At 65.2% G+C, this 17,844-nt stretch carries 13 protein-coding genes; all 13 read right to left on the reverse strand.

Annotation, left to right across the window (positions count from 1 at the left end):
- Positions 1-85 precede the first annotated feature (85 nt).
- Positions 86-2,317, reverse strand: coding sequence for a methyl-accepting chemotaxis protein (locus BCV67_RS18180; RefSeq protein WP_062167751.1), 2,232 nt, complete (start codon positions 2,315-2,317; stop codon positions 86-88).
- Positions 2,318-2,726: 409 nt separating this feature from the next.
- Positions 2,727-5,324 (reverse strand): methyl-accepting chemotaxis protein, encoded by a 2,598-nt coding sequence (locus BCV67_RS18185; RefSeq protein WP_237334380.1) that lies wholly within the window; start codon positions 5,322-5,324, stop codon positions 2,727-2,729.
- Positions 5,325-5,480: 156 nt separating this feature from the next.
- Positions 5,481-7,736, reverse strand: coding sequence for a methyl-accepting chemotaxis protein (locus BCV67_RS18190; protein ID WP_335338968.1), 2,256 nt, complete (start codon positions 7,734-7,736; stop codon positions 5,481-5,483).
- 289 nt (positions 7,737-8,025) lie between these two features.
- Complete coding sequence (locus BCV67_RS18195) at positions 8,026-9,987, reverse strand: chemotaxis protein CheA (RefSeq protein WP_062167747.1); 1,962 nt, start codon at positions 9,985-9,987, stop codon at positions 8,026-8,028.
- A gap of 36 nt (positions 9,988-10,023) precedes the next feature.
- Complete coding sequence (locus BCV67_RS18200) at positions 10,024-10,389, reverse strand: response regulator (protein ID WP_062167746.1); 366 nt, start codon at positions 10,387-10,389, stop codon at positions 10,024-10,026.
- Positions 10,386-10,694, reverse strand: a complete 309-nt coding sequence (locus BCV67_RS18205; protein ID WP_057628681.1) for an STAS domain-containing protein — start codon at positions 10,692-10,694, stop codon at positions 10,386-10,388. Before BCV67_RS18205 ends, BCV67_RS18200 begins: the two co-directional genes overlap by 4 nt.
- A 483-nt stretch (positions 10,695-11,177) precedes the next feature.
- Positions 11,178-12,152 carry a chemotaxis protein CheW gene (locus tag BCV67_RS18210; protein WP_062167745.1) on the reverse strand — a complete coding sequence of 325 codons (975 nt, stop codon included), beginning with the start codon at positions 12,150-12,152 and terminating at the stop codon, positions 11,178-11,180.
- A complete protein-coding gene (locus BCV67_RS18215; RefSeq protein WP_062167744.1) occupies positions 12,149-12,931 on the reverse strand; it encodes a ParA family protein in 783 nt (260 codons plus the stop codon). Before BCV67_RS18215 ends, BCV67_RS18210 begins: the two co-directional genes overlap by 4 nt.
- Positions 12,931-13,878 (reverse strand): flagellar motor protein MotD, encoded by a 948-nt coding sequence (gene motD, locus BCV67_RS18220; protein ID WP_062167743.1) that lies wholly within the window; start codon positions 13,876-13,878, stop codon positions 12,931-12,933. The genes BCV67_RS18215 and motD overlap by 1 nt, the downstream gene beginning before the upstream one ends.
- A 3-nt stretch (positions 13,879-13,881) precedes the next feature.
- Positions 13,882-14,622 (reverse strand): flagellar motor protein, encoded by a 741-nt coding sequence (locus BCV67_RS18225; RefSeq protein WP_062167741.1) that lies wholly within the window; start codon positions 14,620-14,622, stop codon positions 13,882-13,884.
- 324 nt (positions 14,623-14,946) lie between these two features.
- Complete coding sequence (locus BCV67_RS18230; protein ID WP_062167739.1) at positions 14,947-16,815, reverse strand: chemotaxis protein CheA; 1,869 nt, start codon at positions 16,813-16,815, stop codon at positions 14,947-14,949.
- 3 nt (positions 16,816-16,818) lie between these two features.
- Complete coding sequence (locus BCV67_RS18235; RefSeq protein WP_062167737.1) at positions 16,819-17,439, reverse strand: protein phosphatase CheZ; 621 nt, start codon at positions 17,437-17,439, stop codon at positions 16,819-16,821.
- Positions 17,439-17,831 carry a chemotaxis response regulator CheY gene (gene cheY / locus BCV67_RS18240; RefSeq protein WP_057628674.1) on the reverse strand — a complete coding sequence of 131 codons (393 nt, stop codon included), beginning with the start codon at positions 17,829-17,831 and terminating at the stop codon, positions 17,439-17,441. Before cheY ends, BCV67_RS18235 begins: the two co-directional genes overlap by 1 nt.
- Positions 17,832-17,844: the final 13 nt, after the last annotated feature.

Below are 17,844 nucleotides of genomic sequence, written 5' to 3' on the forward strand. Positions count from 1 at the left end.
CACTTCTGCCGACGCGCTCGCGCCTTGCGGTAGTCGGACATTTCAGCGTTGGGCGGGCGCACTCGCACCCGCCGCCCGCATCGGCTTAGAACTCCTGCCAGTCGTCGGCATTGGCAACGGGCGCGCGGCCACTGGGTTTGGGGATGGCCCGCAATGCCGGGCGGCCCCGCGGTGGCGCGGCGCTGGCACTGGCTGCCACCTTGGCCAACGAGGCACTGACCGTACCGGCCAGGCGGAACTGTGCCACCGCAGCGGATAACTGATGGGCCTGGTCCTCCATCGAGCGCGCGGCAGCCGTGGCTTCTTCTACCAGCGCGGCGTTCTGCTGGGTGGTTTCATCCATCTGCATGACGGTCTGGTTGACCTGCTCGATGCCGCTGGACTGCTCCTGCGAGGCAGCGGAAATATCGGCCATGATGGTGGTCACGCGCTGCACCGAGGCGACGATGTCGTCCATGGTATTGCCGGCGCGGCGCACCAGCTGCGAGCCTTCGGTGACCTTCTCAACCGAGGTATCGATCAGCCCCTTGATCTCCTTGGCGGCGGCTGCCGAGCGCTGGGCCAGGGTGCGCACTTCCGAGGCCACCACCGCGAACCCACGGCCCTGATCGCCGGCGCGCGCCGCTTCCACGGCGGCATTGAGCGCCAGGATATTGGTCTGGAAGGCGATGCCGTCGATCACGCTGATGATGTCGGCGATGCGCTGCGAAGACTGCTCGATCGAGGTCATGGTGGAAACCACTTGCCCAACCACCGCGCCACCCTGCGCGGCAACGTCGGCCGCGCCGCGTGCCAACTGGTCGGCCTGACGTGCGTGCTCGGCGTTCTGGCGCACGGTGGAGGTGAGCTCTTCCATCGAGGCGGCGGTTTCCTCCAGATTGGCGGCCTGTTGTTCGGTACGCCGCGACAGGTCGTCATTGCCGGTGGCGATTTCGCTGGCCGACAGACTGATGCTGCCGCTGGCGGCCTGGATGCGCGAGACGATGCTGCCCAGTTGCTCGATGGTTGCATTGCCGTCGTCACGCATGCGCGCGAACACACCGTGGAAATCGCCTTCCATGCGTTGGGTCAGGTCGCCCTGTGCGACCGCCTGCAGCAGCCGCGACAGATGGCCGAGATTGTCCTCGGTGGTTTCCATCAATGAGTTGACGCCGCCGACCATGGCGCGGAAATCATGCTCGAACTGGTCGGCGTCGCCACGCTGGCTGAAGTCGCCAGCAGCTGCCGCATGGGCCAGGCGCTTGATCTCGTTGTTGATGGCGGCAAGGCTGGCCTTGGTGCTGTCCATGGCTTCGGTGATGGCGGCCTTCTCGCCCGGCAGGCGATCCATGTCGATGGACAGGTCGCCGCGGGCGTAGTGGCGCATGACTTCCACCACCCGCATCTTGACCCCGATGTGCTGCGCGACAAGGGTGTTGACCTCGGCGACCATGCGCCCGTATTCGCCCGGGAATTTTGATTCATCGATGCGGAAGCTGATCATGCCCAGGTCATGCTCGCGCGCCATCTCGCGCTGCGCGCCGATCACTGCCTTGAGCTGGTTCTGCATGCGCTGCATGGACGCCAGCAGGGTACCCACTTCGTCCTTGCGGCTGCTGTCGATGCTGCCATCCAGGCGGCCACTGGCAACATCGTCGGCGGCCCGCAATGCCTGGTTCACCGGCCGCACGATCGCGCGCACGATCACCACGCCCAGCACGACCGACAGCAGGCCCAGCAGCACCATGCAGACGACGATGGCGTGGCTGCTGCGCGTCTGCGTGGCGTCGGCCGCCGCGACTTCCTTGTCCAGCACCAGGGCGACATGGCCGCTGAGCTTCTCCACCGCGTCAAACAGGTTGCGCCGGCTGATGCGCGACTGGTCGTTGGAAATACGCTGGGCCTGTTCGAACTCGCCGGCGACGATGGCTTTCTCCATCTGCGCGTGGGCGCCGAAGTAAGCCTCCAGGGTCTTGCCCATGTCGGCGTACAGGCCTTGCTGGGTGGCGTCGGCGGGCAGGGCTTCATACTGTTTGCGGTGCTCGGCCAGCTTCTGCCGCTGCTCGACAATGCGCTGGTTGTACTCGGCCACAAAGCTGGGGTCATCCAGGTGCGCGAGCTGCGACAGCTCTGCGATACGGATCTCGGCCAGGTCAGCGCGCATCTTCTCCAGATACTGAACTGCTGGCATGAAGCGCGTAGTCACCTGTGCCAACTGCTGGGTTGCCTGGTTCAGGCGCACCACCGCGAAGCCGCCCATGGCCAAGGTGGTGAGCGTGGTCAGGGTGAAAGCTAGTGCGAGTTTTCTGGCGATGCTCAGGTTGCGAAAGAACTCCATCTCTGACTCTCCGGATCGACTGCAGAATGAGGCGCTGTGGCGGGCGTGTGCTGGCCTGGTGCCTCAGCGTGGTGTCCGCACCGCATAACGCTGCGGATGCTGTCTTAGGCGATAACGGCGTTTTCCTATAGCGCTGTAGGGCATCGGGAGGCTGGAATTCTGAAGAATTCAGCACATTTCCCGTTTGGGGATCATCTTCCTTAGCCGTTCAAGGATGTCAGGCCTGCTCTGTGAGATGCGTTGTCGTGGAAGAACGTCCGCGAATGATCGCGGGCGGCGCATTTCATTTGCTCTCTTACGTTTGGGCAAGGCCGTCGACGTCGATCCGGATGCAGGATGGCCAGCCGGGAGCAATAAAAAGGCCCCGGCAGTGCGCCGGGGGCTTTGTGGTGGATCCGCAATCAGGGAATCAGAACTGCTTCCAGTCTGCGTCGGTGTTCTGGCGCGAAGCCTGGGTGCCGTGTGCGCTGGCCGACACCGGGCGCAGATATGGTTGCGCGCGTCGGGCCGCAGCGGCGGCCGGTGCCGAAGCAATCGTGCGGACGCCGGTATTGGCGGCTGCGGTACGGAACACCGCCACCGCCTCGGTCAACTGGTTGGCCTGGTCTTCCATCGAGCGTGCGGCGGCGGTGGCTTCTTCCACCAGCGCGGCGTTCTGCTGGGTGGTTTCGTCCATCTGCATGACGGTCTGGTTGACCTGGTCGATGCCGGCGCTCTGTTCCTGCGAGGCGGCCGAGATTTCGGCCATGATGTCGGTCACGCGCTGCACCGAGGTGACGATCTCGCCCATGGTGGTGCCGGCCTGCTGCACCAGCGTGGAGCCTTCACCGACCTTGCTGACCGAGTCGTCGATCAGGCCCTTGATCTCCTTGGCGGCGGCGGCCGAGCGCTGGGCAAGGGTGCGTACTTCCGAGGCGACCACGGCGAAGCCACGGCCTTGTTCGCCGGCACGAGCGGCTTCCACGGCGGCATTGAGGGCCAGGATATTGGTCTGGAAGGCGATGCCGTCGATGACGCTGATGATGTCGGCGATCTTCTTGGACGAGGCTTCAATTGCGCTCATGGTGGTGACCACCTGGCCGACTACGTTGCCGCCCTGGCTGGCGACACCGTGCGCGCCGATGGCCAGCTGGTTGGCCTGGCGGGCATGCTCGGCGTTCTGGCGCACGGTGGAGGTCAGTTCCTCCATCGAGGCGGCGGTTTCTTCCAGGTTGGCGGCCTGCTGCTCGGTGCGACGCGACAGGTCGCTGTTGCCGGTGGCGATTTCGCTGGCGGCCAGGTTGATGCTGGAAGCAGCATGCTGGATGCGGCCGATGATGTCGGTCAGCTGGCCGACGGTGGCATTGGCGTCGTCGCGCATATTGGCGAACACACCGTGGAAATCGCCCTGCATCTGTGCAGTCAGGTCGCCACGAGCGATGGCCTGCAGCAGCTTGGAAAGTTCGGACAGATTGCCATCGGTGGTTTCCATCAGCTGGTTGAGGCTGCTGACCATGTCGCGGAAGTCATGCTGGTAGGCATCGGCATCGCCGCGTACCGAGAAGTCGCCCTGCGCAGCGGCGCTGGCCAGGTGCTTGATCTCGTTGTTGATCGCCGACAGGCTGGCCTTGACCGCATCCACGGTCTCGGTGATGACGGCTTTCTCGCCGGGCAGGCGCTCGATGTCGATCGACAGATCGCCAGTTGCGTAGCGCTTGATGATCTCCAGCGCGGACAGCAGCATCTGGATATGCGAGGCGACCAGCGCATTGCTTTCCTTGACCATCACCCCGTAATCGCCGGGGAATGCAGCCTCGTCCATGCGGTAGCTGATGCTGCCGGCATCGTGCTGGTGCGCCATCTCACGCTGCGCGCCGATCACTGCCTGCAGGCGGGTCTGCATGCGCTGCATCGAGGTCAACAAGGTGCCCAGTTCATCATCGCGCTGTGCGCTGATGTGGTTGTCCAGCTTGCCGGCGGCGATGTTGTCGGAAATCTTCACCGCATCGTTCAGGGGCGTGAATACGAACCTGCGCAGCAGCAGATACAGCGCACCACACAGCAGCAGCGCCGCAAGCACGCCGACAATGATGATGGTCCACAACAGGGCGCGGGCCTGCTGCATCAACAAGGCGCGCGGAACCACCACACCGAAGGCGAAACTCTGCTCTGCGTTGCCGATCTTCAACGGCACATAGGTTTCTATCATCTGCTCGTCGCGCTGGGCGTCACGGTGCTGCTCGAAGGTGACCTGGCCCTTGGCAGTGGCCGCGAGCATCGCGCGCGTATCCGAATCATCGGCCTTGCTGCCAACCTTGGCCGGGTCGCGGTCGGCGATGATGGTGCCGGCGGGTGAAAGCAGGCGCACATAACCCTGCTGCATCGGATGCATCTTTGACAGGCGGTCCTGCAGGGACTGCAGGGCGAAATCCACGGTTGCCACACCCAGGAACTTATCGTCCTGCAGGATGGGCGTGGCCAAGGTGGTCATCAGGATTTTCTTGCCACCAATCTCGTAGCTGTAAGGTTCCAGCACGGAGGGCTTCTTGGAGGCGCGCGGTTGCAGGTACCAGTCGCCGTCGCCGGGGACGTCGTAACCACGCAGGGCTTCCTGTACCGGCGCGCCATTCTGCCAGGCCCAGTAGCTCATGAAGCGCCCCGTGGCGTCATGGCCTTCGGCATCGATATGGTTGGCGTCCTCGCCATCGAATGCATCCGGCTCCCACAAGGTGCCCACGCCCACCCATTGCGGATTGTTCAGGGCTTGAGCCTGCAGTATGGCGGCGGCGTTCTGGCGGCTGAATCCGCCTTGCTGGCGCAGGGCCAGGAAGCTGCGTGACAGGTTGGCGTTGGATTCAAAACCCCGCCCCAGCTCGGCGGAAATGCGCTGTGCTTCCAGCTGGGCCATGTTTTCCAGGCTCACCCGCGAAGCGGCCAGCAGCGCGTCGCTGCTGCGCAGATAGATGGTCCAGGCGGTGAGGCCGAATGCGAAGGTCGCGACCAATGCCGTTCCCAGCATCAAACGCATTGCAATACTGCGGGTGAGGAAACCTGTGGGCAAAGACATGGGCTGGTGCTGGCCTGGAATATGGATGGGATAGCTCAGTACATCGGCTTGTTCGGGTATTGCTGTAGGTGCAGTGACAGTGCGTGGCGCTTCCCTCGCGGGAAGCGCCATCAGTGATCAGAATTCCTGCCAGTCACTGTCGTTGTCGATGCGCACGGCGGTGTTGCCACGCTGCACCGGTACGGCCGAGCGCAGGCGGCGAACCGGCGCTGGCGCTGCAGCTGCGGGCTTGCTGTGGCGCGGCGGCGCAGCCACGTCCTGCACGTTGGCAGTGCGGAACACCGCCACTGCCTCGGTCAACTGGTTGGCCTGGTCTTCCATCGAACGTGCGGCGGCGGTGGCTTCTTCCACCAGCGCGGCGTTCTGCTGGGTGGTTTCGTCCATCTGCATGACGGTCTGGTTGACCTGGTCGATGCCGGCGCTCTGTTCCTGCGAGGCGGCCGATATCTCGGCCATGATGTCGGTCACGCGCTGCACCGAGGTGACGATCTCGCCCATGGTGGTGCCGGCTTGCTGCACCAGCGTGGAGCCTTCGCCGACCTTGCTGACCGAGTCGTCGATCAGGCCCTTGATCTCCTTGGCGGCGGCGGCCGAGCGCTGGGCCAGGGTGCGTACTTCCGAGGCCACCACCGCAAAGCCACGGCCTTGTTCACCGGCACGGGCAGCTTCCACCGCGGCGTTCAGGGCCAGAATATTGGTCTGGAAGGCGATGCCGTCGATGACGCTGATGATGTCGGCGATCTTCTTGGACGAGGCTTCAATTGCGCTCATGGTGGTGACCACCTGGCCGACCACGTTGCCGCCCTGGCTGGCGACGCCATGCGCGCCGATGGCCAGTTGGTTGGCCTGGCGGGCATGCTCGGCGTTCTGGCGCACGGTGGAGGTCAGTTCCTCCATCGAAGCGGCGGTTTCTTCCAGATTGGCGGCCTGCTGCTCGGTACGGCGCGACAGGTCACTGTTGCCGGTGGCGATCTCGCTGGCGGCCAGGTTGATGCTGGAAGCAGCATGCTGGATGCGGCCGATGATGTCGGTCAGCTGGCCGACGGTGGCATTGGCATCGTCGCGCATATTGGCGAACACACCGTGGAAATCGCCCTGCATCTTGGCGGTCAGGTCGCCACGTGCGATGGCCTGCAGCAGCTTGGACAGCTCGGACAGGTTGCCGTCGGTGGTTTCCATCAGCTGGTTGAGGCTGCTGACCATGTCGCGGAAATCATGCTGGTAGGCATCGGCATCGCCGCGCACCGAGAAGTCGCCCATCGCGGCGGCGCTGGCCAGGTGCTTGATCTCGTTGTTGATCGCCGACAGGCTGGCCTTGACCGCATCCACGGTCTCGGTGATGACGGCTTTCTCGCCGGGCAGGCGCTCGATGTCGATCGACAGATCACCAGTTGCATAGCGCTTGATGATCTCCAGCGCCGACAGCAGCATCTGGATATGCGAGGCAACCAGCGCATTGCTTTCCTTGACCATCACCCCGTAATCGCCGGGGAATGCGGCCTCGTCCATGCGGTAGCTGATGCTGCCGGCATCGTGCTGGTGCGCCATCTCACGCTGCGCGCCGATCACTGCCTGCAGCTGTGCCTGCATGCGCTGCATGGACTGCAGCAGCATGCCCACTTCATCACGACGCGAGGTGTCGATGCGGCGGTCGAGCTTGCCGGCGGCGACATCGTCGGCCACCCGCACGGCTTCGGCCAGCGGAACGGTGATGGCGCGGATGATGGCCACGCCGAGCGCGGCAGCCAGCAGCAGCGACACGCCCAAGCCGGCCAGGATGGCCAGCAGCGAGCGCTTGTGGGCGCTGCGCGATTCGGCTGTCTGCTTGGTCAGCTGGGCCTGGTTGTACTGCGAGAGCTGCTTGAGCTGGTCGAACAGGCCGCGGCGCAGCATGCGCGATTCGTTACTTGAAATGTTGCTGGCGGTGACGAAGTCGTCCGCAGCGATGGCCGCGGCGATGCGGTCATGGGCTTCGAAGTAACCGGCGCGCAGCTCCTTCATTTTCTCGTACAGGGCCAGCTCTTCCGGGTTGTAATCCGAATCGATATCGTCATAGGCCTTCTCCGCAGCCTCGATCAGCTTGCGGGTGTCGGCCATGCGCTTGTCGTAGTCGGCCAGCTGGGCGGGATTGCCCTGGTAGGACAGCTGCGCCTGCTCGAAGGTGCGGTATTCGCCGAGTTGTGCGCGCATCTCGCCGAGCTGCTGCACGGACGGCATCCAGTTGTTGTTGACCTGCTGGATCTGGGCGTCGGCCACCGTCATGCGCCACAGCGCGAACAACGCCAACAGCAGGGTGAGCAGGCTGGTGCTGCAGAACGCAAGCACCAGCTTTCTTGTGATCGACAGGTTCTGGAACCACTTCATTGCAGACATCTCCGTAAGCAGGCGTAGGGGGCAACCCACAGGTCCGGCGCCCCTGGGGAATGTCATGAGAATGGTGCAGGCCGCGCAGAGGCCCGGGTCGGAGGACAAACCCGATTGCATTGCGTTGCGGTATCGGCAGGATTTCGGGCTTCTTGAAGGCGACCTGCATCGCCGCGCGGCCGGCATTTAGCCGCAGGCAAGCCTGTGCGCTGCAAGCCGTGGCCACGCTGCATCAGCCATGCGAACGCCGCCCGCCCAGAGCTGGGCGAGCGGCGTCAAGGTGCTGCTGTGCGGGGGATCAGGCGGCTTGCTGGGTGCGCAGGGAGCGCACCAAACCGCCGATATCGACGATCAGCGCCACCCGGCCATCGCCGAGGATGGTGGCACCGGAAACGCCGCTGATGCGCCGGTAGTTGTTTTCGATGTTCTTGACCACGACCTGTTGCTGGCCGATCAGCTCGTCCACTTCCAGCGCGATCTTCTGGCCATCGCCTTCGACCACGACCACCAGCGGCTCGGCCTGCGGGTTGTCGGGGTAGCCGTAGTACTGGCCCAGCGACAGGATCGGCAGGTACTCGCCACGCACCCGCAACACGCGGCCTTCGCCGGCCATGGTGCGGATGTCCTCGGGCTGCGGCTGCAGTGCTTCAAGCACGTAGGCCAGCGGCAGGATCAGGGTTTCGCCGGCGATGGAGACGGTCATGCCATCCAGGATGGCCAGCGTCAGTGGCAGCCGGATCAGCACGCGGGTGCCTGCGCCGGTACGGCTTTCCAGCTGCACTTCGCCACCCAGCGCCTGGATGTTGCGGCGGACCACGTCCATGCCCACGCCGCGGCCGGACAGATCGGTGACGGCATCGGCGGTGGAGAAGCCGGGTTGGAAAATAAGATCCCAGACCTGGGCGTCGGTGGGGTTGTCCGGCACGCTCAAGCCGCGTTCCAGTGCCTTGGACAGGATCTTGTCGCGGTTCAGGCCACGGCCGTCGTCGCTGACCTCAATGACGATGTGCCCGCCCTGGTGTGACGCGGCCAGGGTGATGGTGCCGGTTTCGTCCTTGCCGGCCTCGCGACGTACGTCCGGCATTTCCAGCCCGTGGTCGATGGAGTTGCGGACCAGATGCACCAGCGGATCGGCAATCTTCTCGATCAGGCCCTTGTCCAGCTCGGTGCCTTCGCCGATGGTGCGCAGGCGCACCTGCTTGCCCAGGCGGCTGGACAGGTCACGTACCAAGCGCGGGAAGCGGCGGAACACCGCATCCACCGGCAGCATGCGCACGCCGATGACGGCTTCCTGCAGGTCGCGGGTATTGCGTTCAAGCAGGTCCAGTCCGGCAAACAGCTGTTCGGCATGAACCGGATCCAGCCCGCCGGAAACCTGCTTGAGCATGGCCTGGGTAATGACGAGTTCACCTACCAGATTGATCAGTGCGTCGACCTTGTCGACGCTGACCCGGATCGAGCTTTCCGCTTCATGCTGCTGCGCGCTGGCCGGTGCCTTGGCGGCAGCCTCGTTGTTGACGACTGGCGTTGCCACAGGGGCCTCAACGGCGAGACTCGGCGGTGCGGCCGGACGGATGTCCAGTTCGCAGTCGTCCACCACCCAGGCGAAAGTGTCTTCGATCCGGCTGCGCGGCACCTTGCCGACCAGGCCCAGATCCCAGGCCAGATAGGCTTCCAGCGGATCGAGCTGGTCGAAGCTGGGCAGGCGCGCCATGCGCGGTTCGACGTGCAGCGAACCGAGGGTTTCCAGCTCGCGGATGATGCGCAGCGGATCGTTGCCACTCATGAACAATGACGGTGCCGGGGCAAACCCGATCTGCCATGCGTCCGGGGTTTCTTCCTGTTTGGGGGCAGCGGCTGCCACCGGGGCGTCGCCTGCCAGTACCGCCTGCAGGCGATCGGTTACCGCCTTGACCGCAGCCGGATCGGCGGCTTGGCCATGCTCGACTTCACGCAGCAGGGCGCGCAGCACATCCACTGAACCCAGCATCGCATCGACGGCGTTGCCTTCCAGCGCACGCTTGCCGGCACGCAGTTCGTCCAGCAGCGTTTCCAGCACGTGGGTAAGTGCGGCGATGGCATCAAAGCCAAAAGTGCCGGCACCGCCCTTGATGGAGTGCGCGGCACGGAACACCGAGTTGATGACTTCGGGGTCGTGCTGGCCGTCTTCCAGTGCCAGCAGGCCGGCCTCCATTGCATCCAGCCCTTCGCGGCTTTCTTCGAAGAAGGTGGCGTGGAAACGCTGCAGGTCCATGCTCATTGGCGCGGTATCCGATCGGTAGGGCAGGTGGGCTGATCAGCCCAGGACTTTCTGTACGGTGGCAATCAGCTGTTCGGGATTGAACGGCTTGACCAGCCAACCGGTGGCACCGGCGGCCTTGCCTTCGGATTTCTTGTCGGCGGCCGACTCGGTGGTCAGCATCAGCATTGGCGTGAACTTGTAGTCCGGCAGCTGGCGCAGCTCGCGGATCAGCGCGATGCCGTCCATGTTGGGCATGTTGACGTCGGTGACCACGGCGTTGAAACGCTGGCCCTTGGCGCGGCCCAGGGCGACGGCGCCGTCCTCGGCTTCTTCAACCGAAAAGCCGGCTGAGGTGAGGGCGAAAGAGACCATCTGGCGCATTGACGCCGAGTCGTCCACCACCAAGATTCGTGCGCTCATGCAGCGTTCTCCACAGATTTCGTTGTGTCAGGGGTTGCTTCCAGACCCAGGGTCCGGAGGACACCGAGCAGGCGCGCGGCGTCACGGAAGGTATCGGTAGCGTTGTCAAAGACGGTGCCATGGCCGGCCTGCTGGCGCGCCAGCACAAAGGCGCACAGCACCTGCATCGCGGCGGTGTGCACACGGCCTACCTGGCCAGCATCCACGCGCAGCTCACCGGCCTGCGGCAGGTGGGTTGCCAGTTGTTGTTTCAACTCGCTGGTGGACTCGATGCCGAGATCCTGCGCCAGGGCCACAGTGCTCATCATTGCTCCGAACAAACGTTACTGGGAGAGATAGCGGCGATAGGCCTGCGATCTTTAGGGCTGCGATGCGCTGCAGCAGATAGTGTTAACCGGCGCACGGTTTTGGCTTTACCCCCTCCCTTTCGCGCAGCGAAGGGGAGGGTTGGGGAGGGATAGCTTTTGACTGTGTAGAGCCGAGCCATGCTCGGCTGGGGCCTTACCGGTAAAGCTTCTGCCGAGCATGGCTCGGCACTACCTTTGCCTGCTCCGCTTTGCTTCGCAAAAGGGAGAGGCTTGGAGCAACAGCAACAGCAACAGCACCCCTCCTCATTCCTCCCCTTCGCTGCGCGAAAGGGAGGAGGTTTGGAGCGACAGCGACAGCGACAGCAACAGCAACAGCAACAGCAACAGCACCCCTCAATTCTCCCCTTTGCTTCGCAAAAGGGAGGAGGCTTGGAGCAACAGCCCGCCCAAGCTGCATCTGGCAAGCAGGCGAAGCGGCACTCAGCGCAGCAGGCGGTCCGCGTCGAGCAGGATCATCGGTTGCTGGCCGACGCGGGCGATGCCGCGGAACAGCTCGTTTGAAATCTGGCAGATGCGTGCGGTGTCCGGTGGCTCGATCTGCGAGTCGTTGAGGTTGGCCACGTCTTCTACCGCTGATACGCGCAGGCCCAGGGTTTCGCCGTTTTCTTCCAGCACGACGATCCGGGTCTGCGCGTCCTCCGGGGCGCTGTGCACCTCCAGATGTCGGCACAGGTCCATCACCGGCACCACCTGGCCGCGCAGGTTCATGATGCCCAGCATCGCCGGGCCGGTGCCGCGCAATGCCAGCAAGGGCACCGGCAGCACCACTTCCTGCACCTTCAGCAGTTCCAGCGCATAGGTCTGCTGGCCGCAGCGCAGGCGCAGCCAGCGCGAACTGCGCTCGGCGGCGCGGCGGTGCTGCGGGCTGCTGGCCGGGCGCTGCGCCTGTGCCTGCAGTTCCTGCCAGGTGCTGGGGCGCGCGTCTGCGGCCGGCGTGTCCAGGGCGCGTACGTTGGGTGTGCTGCGCGGCGGCGCAGGCGGTGGCGCTGGCAGGCCGGCGGCGGTCGCAAACGCGGCCTGCAGGCTGGCGCTGTCGCTGTGGGCAAGCTTGCGGCTTTCAGCCGGGCCGGTTTCGTAGATGACTTCGTCCGGCAGGTCGTCCCAGGTGGGCGCGCGGCTGGCGTTGGCAGCATTGGTGGCGGCCATTGCATCGTCGAATGCAGCCTGCAGGGCGGCACTGTCTCCGGGCATGCTGGGTGGCGGCTGCGGTGCCGCAGCGGCCTTGGCTTGCGCTTCGGCCAGGGCAGCTTCGAACACCGCTTCCAGCTCGGCGCTGTCACCGGGTGCTGCAGCTGCTGAGGGTTTCGCGGCCACGGCAGGTGCGACGGCCACAGGGTCTGGCACCGCTTCGAGCAGCAGTTCGCCCAGATAGTCGTCCAGTACGTCGTTGCTCATGCGGCGCGCTCCAGCTGCGCGGCCTCGTTGAGCAGCAGCCATTCCAGCGCGCGACGGTAGGCGGCCATGCCACGCCCGGGGTAATCATCGCCAAGCAGCGGTACGGTCAAGGCGGTGGGATTGCAGATGCGGGTGTCGATTGGAATCGCATCTTCCCAGACGCGCTCCCCGTGCCGGTCCTGCATCAGCTTGAGGGTTTCGTTGCCGGCGCGGGTGCGGCGGTCGAACAGGGTCGGCAGCACCGAGATCGGCAGGGCGCGCTTGCGCGAGCGCTCCACCATCTCGCCGGTGCGGACCATGCCGTCCAGGCCGTGCAGGGCCAGTGGCTCGGCCTGGGTTGGAATGATCAGGCGATCGGCTGCCGCCAATGCATTGATCATCAGCAGGCCCAGCGTCGGCGCGCAGTCGAGCAGGATGTAGTCGTGTTGTTCGCCGTGTCGCTGCAGCGCCTGCTGCAGGGCCAGGCCCAGGCCCGGCTGGTTGGCGCTGCGCCTTTCCAGCGTGGCCAGCGAGGCCTGCGCGCAGAGATAGTCCAGGCCGGGGATGTCGCTGTGCCGGGCCAGTGCGCTGATTTCATGCGGTGGTGCGGCGAACAGCTCCTGCACGCCCTGCGGCACCGGCTCGATGGGCACGCCGAAGGCGCGGGTCAAGGAGGAATGGGGGTCCAGGTCGATCAGCAGCACCTTGTGGCCGCGCGCGGCCAGGCCGCGCCCCAGCGACAGGGTGGTGGTGGTTTTGCCGACGCCGCCTTTTTGGTTGGCAATGGCCCAGATGCGCATCAGTGGACTCCTTCAATGACCGCCGGTACTGCGCTGCGGACGGCCGCTGCGGCGGGTGCGCCGCCACTGTCGTCACCGCCGCTGGTACTGGCTGTTGTGTTGCCGGCGGCAGGCAGATCGGCTGCTGCTGCCGAATCGGCGAGGATGATCACCATCACCCGCCGGTTGCGGTTGCGCCCTTCGGGCGCGTCGTTGCTGTCGCGGGGGCGGAACTGGCCGTAGCCGACCATGGCCAGCCGTTGCGGCTGCACGCCGTGGTCGGCGAACAGGTGCACCACGCTGGCCGCGCGTGCCGCCGACAGTTCCCAATTGGACGGGAACTGCGCGGTCGCGATCGGCAGGTTGTCGGTATGGCCTTCCACGCGGACGCCGTTGGGGGCATCGAGCAGAACATCGGCCAGTGTGCCCAGGGTCGTGCGGGCGCTCGCATCCAGTGCCGCCGAGCCGGTGCCGAACAGGATGTCGCTGTTGATCTCGACCTCGATCCACAACTCGGTGCGGCGCACGCTGATGACGCCCTGCTTGACCAGCGGTGCCAAGGATTTGCTGAGCCGGTCGGCGATCTGGTTGAGCTGGCGCTCGGCGCGCTGCAGCTGGTCCTGGTTGTGCGCCGAGACCGGCATGCGCATATGCGAGGCCATCGATGGCAGCTGGGTGGGGTCTGCGAGCGCGCCGCCGGTCATGCTGGGCGCGCGGATCACCGAAGGCGAATCGAAGCCGCCACCCTGCACCTGCTGGTTGCCGACCTGGACCTGGCTGATGGTGCGCGGAGCGCCACCGAAGGCAGTGGTCAGGGCATCGGCCATCACCCGGTACTTGCCTTCGTTCAAGGACGAAATGGCGTACATCACCACGAAAAACGCAAGCAGCAGCGTCATCAGGTCGGCATAGGGAATGGCCCATGCTTCGTGGTTGGCGTGCTCTTCGTGGTGCCTGCGACGGGCCATGGTTCAGTTCACGAAGCCGGCCAGGCTGTTTTCGATATTGCGCGGGTTCTCGCCCTGGGCAATGGCGATCAGGCCTTCGATGATCATTTCGCGTTCGCGGCAGCTGCTGGCAATCACGCCCTTGAGCTTGGCCGACACCGGCAGGAACAGCAGGTTGGCCGAGGCGATGCCGTAGATGGTGGCGGTGAATGCGGCAGCGATGCCGTGGCCGAGCTTGCTCGGATCGGCGAGGTTCTTCATCACCGCGATCAGGCCGAGCACGGCGCCGATGATGCCCAGGGTAGGGGCGTAGATGCCCATGCCTTCGAACACCTTGGTGGCGGCCAGATCCTGTTGTTCCTGGCTGCCCAGTTCGATTTCGAGCATGTGCCGGATGGTGTCCGGCTCAACGCCGTCAACCACCAGTTGCAGGCCCTTGCGGATGAACGGGTCGTCCTGCAGCTCAACCTGCGGCTCCAGGCCAAGCAGGCCCTGGCGGCGGGCGATGTTGCTCCAGTCCACGATCTGCTGCACCAGCGCGCGGGGGTCGCTGGCCGGCGGGCGGATCACCCAGCGCACGATCTTGAAGGCGTGTTTGAACACCGCCGGCGAGGTGTGCAGCAGGATGGCCGCCAGGGTGCCGATGATCACAATCACGAACGCAGCCGGTGACCACAGCGAGGACAGGCCGGCGCCTTTGAGGATGCTGCCACCCACCAGCGAGGCGAGGGCGAGGAAAAGTCCAATGATGCTGAGTCGGTCCATGGTGCGTATATCGGCCTGGTTGGAGCGGTCTTGAATCGGGGGCTTTGCTTGAGCCCCTCTCCCGCACGCGGGAGAGGGGTTGGGGTGAGGGCGGTGTTGGAGCAGTCTTGAATCGGCGAGGCTTTGCTTAAGCCCCTCTCCTGCGGCAGCGGGAGAGGGGTTGGGGTGAGGGCAGCTTCAAGCTTTAGAAACTAAAAGCGCCCCTCACCCGCCCCGTCTTCGCGGGGCGCCCTCTCCCGCAGGCGGGAGAGGGGACAGTCGGGATCGTGGCCCCAGTTGGATTGCGAGATTGCAGGGGTTGCGGACGGCTTGCGTCTGCATCGCTCACCCTTGCCCCCCGCGCAGCCCATCCACGTCCAGGATCAAGGCCATGCGGCCGTCACCGATCAGGGTGGCGCCGGCATAGCCGTTGAGTCCGCGCAGCGCGCGTGGCAGCGGTTTGATCACCACTTCCTCGCGGCCACGTACCTGGTCCACCACCAGCCCGAAACGGGCCTCGCCCATCTGCAGCACGACGATGGTGAGCAGCGTCGAAGGTGCCGGGCTGACCCCCAGCCACTGGCGCAGGTCCAGCAATGCCAGGGTGTGGGATTTGCGGTCCAGCACGGCGCGGCCGTCGAACCAGCCCAATGAGGTGGCCGGCGCATGCAGCACTTCCATTACCCGGGCCAGCGGCAGGGCGTAGACATCCTCGCCGGCCTGCACCAGCAGGGTGGGCAGGATCGCCAGGGTCAGCGGCACGCGGATCAGGAAGCGACTGCCACGGCCCAGTTCCGATTGGATCTGGATCTGGCCGCTGAGTTCGCGGATGCGTGACTGCACCACGTCCATGCCGACGCCACGGCCGGAGATGTCGGTGACTTCCTGCTTGGTCGAAAAACCGGGCAGGAACACCAGGTGCAGGCATTCTTCGCTGGTCAGGCGGGCGGCGGCTTCGGGATCGATCAGGCCCTTGTCGCGGGCCTTGGCGCGCAGGCGCTCCGGATCGATGCCGGCGCCATCGTCCTGTACTTCGATACTGACGTAGTCGCCTTCCTGCTGTGCGGACAGGCGCACCCGGCCCATCCGGGGCTTGCCCTGTGCTTCGCGCAGCTCAGGCGATTCCACGCCATGGTCGATGGCATTGCGCACCAGGTGCACCAGCGGGTCGGCCAGCGCTTCGACCAGGTTGCGGTCCAGCTCGGTATCGGCGCCGATCAATTCCAGGTCGACCTCTTTCTGCAGCGAGCGGGCGACATCGCGGGCGACCTTCGGAAAGCGCGAGAACACCTTGCCGACCGGTTGCATGCGGGTACGCATGACCGCCGACTGCAGGCGTGCGGTGGCGATATCCAGGGTGGACACAGCGCGGTCCAGTTCCTCGTCCTTCAGGCGGGTGCGCAGGGTCTTTAGCCGATTGCGCGCCAGCACCAGCTCGCCGATCAGGTTGACGATGGCGTCCAGGCGTTTGGTGTCGACGCGTACGGTGTGCTCGGGCTCGGCGGCTTTGGCAGCTGCTGGTTTGGCGGCCGCCGCAGCAGGGCGAGCCGGGACAGCAGCGCGCGGTGGCGCTGCTATCGGCGCGGGCGCGGGGGTTACAGCAGGCGCGGCCTGCAAGGCGACGGCGCCAGGTGCGGCACCGCCGTGAAGCTTGTCGAGCAGTGCTTCAAATTCGTCTTCGTCGATCAGCCCGTCGTCGGCCTTGGCCGTGATGGGCTGGGCGCCGGGCGTGCCGCTGCCATGCAGTTCATTGAGCAACGCTTCGAATTCGTCTTCGCTGATCAGCTCGCTGTCGCTGGCTGCGGCGGCAACCGGGGCGGCTGCCACCACCGGCGCGTTGCCGACATCGAACTGTGCGATCAGCGCGGCCGGTGCATGCTCCGGATCGGTGCCGGAGGACACCGCATCGAGCATGGCCTGCAGCCAGTCCAGCGATTGCTGGGCGGCATCGAAATGATGCGCCAGCAGTTCGGCCTTGCCGGCGCGGGCCATGCCCAGGGTTTCCTCGGCGGCGTGGCACAGCTCCACCATCGGATGGATCGCCAGAAAACCGGCGCCACCTTTGAGTGTGTGGAAGCCGCGGAACACGGCGTTGAGCTGCTCGCTATCGTGGGGCGCCTGTTCCAGCGTCACCAGCTGCTCGCCGAGGCGATCCAGGATCTCCTGCGCTTCGAGGATGAAGTCGGCGGCGATGTCGTCGGCAAAAGCACTCATGGCTTACAGCCCCAGGTCCGAGAGCAGGTCGTCGGCATCGACCTGCGAGACGGCATGGCGGTCCAGACCGTTGACGGCTGGGCCGGCCAAGCCCTGGTTGCGGGCGTCTTCTTCCGGGGGCGGCAGACCGAGCGCACCAAAACCTTCATGCACGCGGCGGACGATGCCGACCACGCGACGGATGATCTGCCCGGTCAGGTCCTGGTAGCTCTGGGTCAGTGCTACCTCGGTGAGGTTGTGGCGGATGCGTTCGAGGATTTCGCCCTGATCGGCATTGAGCCCGTCGGCACGCAGGCGTTCGGTCAGCGCACGGCATTCCTCGGCCAGGTCCAGGGTGCGGTGGGTGGCCTGCTCGGTCATTTCCACCACGTGGTCCAGGCGCGCGCAGGCGTCGTCCAGCTCGCCGGCTTCACTGGGCACGCTGGGCAGTTCGCCCAGTGCCTGGCCCAACTCGCGCGCAAGCCGGCCCAGGCCGGACATCATCGGCTGGGTGCGCAAGGCGGCCAGCGCGTCGATTTCCCGGCGCCAGCCGGGCTCGTCACCGCTTTCCAGTGCGGCAAGTGCGTCCTGCAGGCGTTGCACCAGGGCCGATTTGTCGTTCAGGGCTTCCCCGAGGCCGTCCATCAGGCGCTCGCTGCCAGGCGTTCGAAAATCTTGCCGAGCTTTTCTTCCAGCGTCTGTGCGGTGAACGGTTTGATGATGTAGCCGTTCACGCCGCTCTGTGCGGCCTCGATGATCTGCTCGCGCTTGGCTTCAGCGGTGACCATCAATACCGGCAGGGTCTTGAGCTTGGCGTCGTTGCGGATCGCCTTGAGCAGCTCGATGCCGGTCATCACCGGCATGTTCCAGTCGGTGACCACGAAATCGAAGGACTGGCTCTGCAGCAGCGACAGCGCGGCATGCCCGTCCTCGGCTTCGGCGGTATTGGTGAAGCCCAGGTCGCCGAGCAGGTTCTTGACGATGCGACGCATCGTCGAGAAGTCGTCAACGATCAGGATGCGCATGTTCTTGTTCAAAAGACTTTCCTCT

This window comes from Stenotrophomonas nitritireducens, assembly GCF_001700965.1.
GTDB classification, from domain to species: Bacteria; Pseudomonadota; Gammaproteobacteria; order Xanthomonadales; family Xanthomonadaceae; genus Stenotrophomonas; species Stenotrophomonas nitritireducens_A.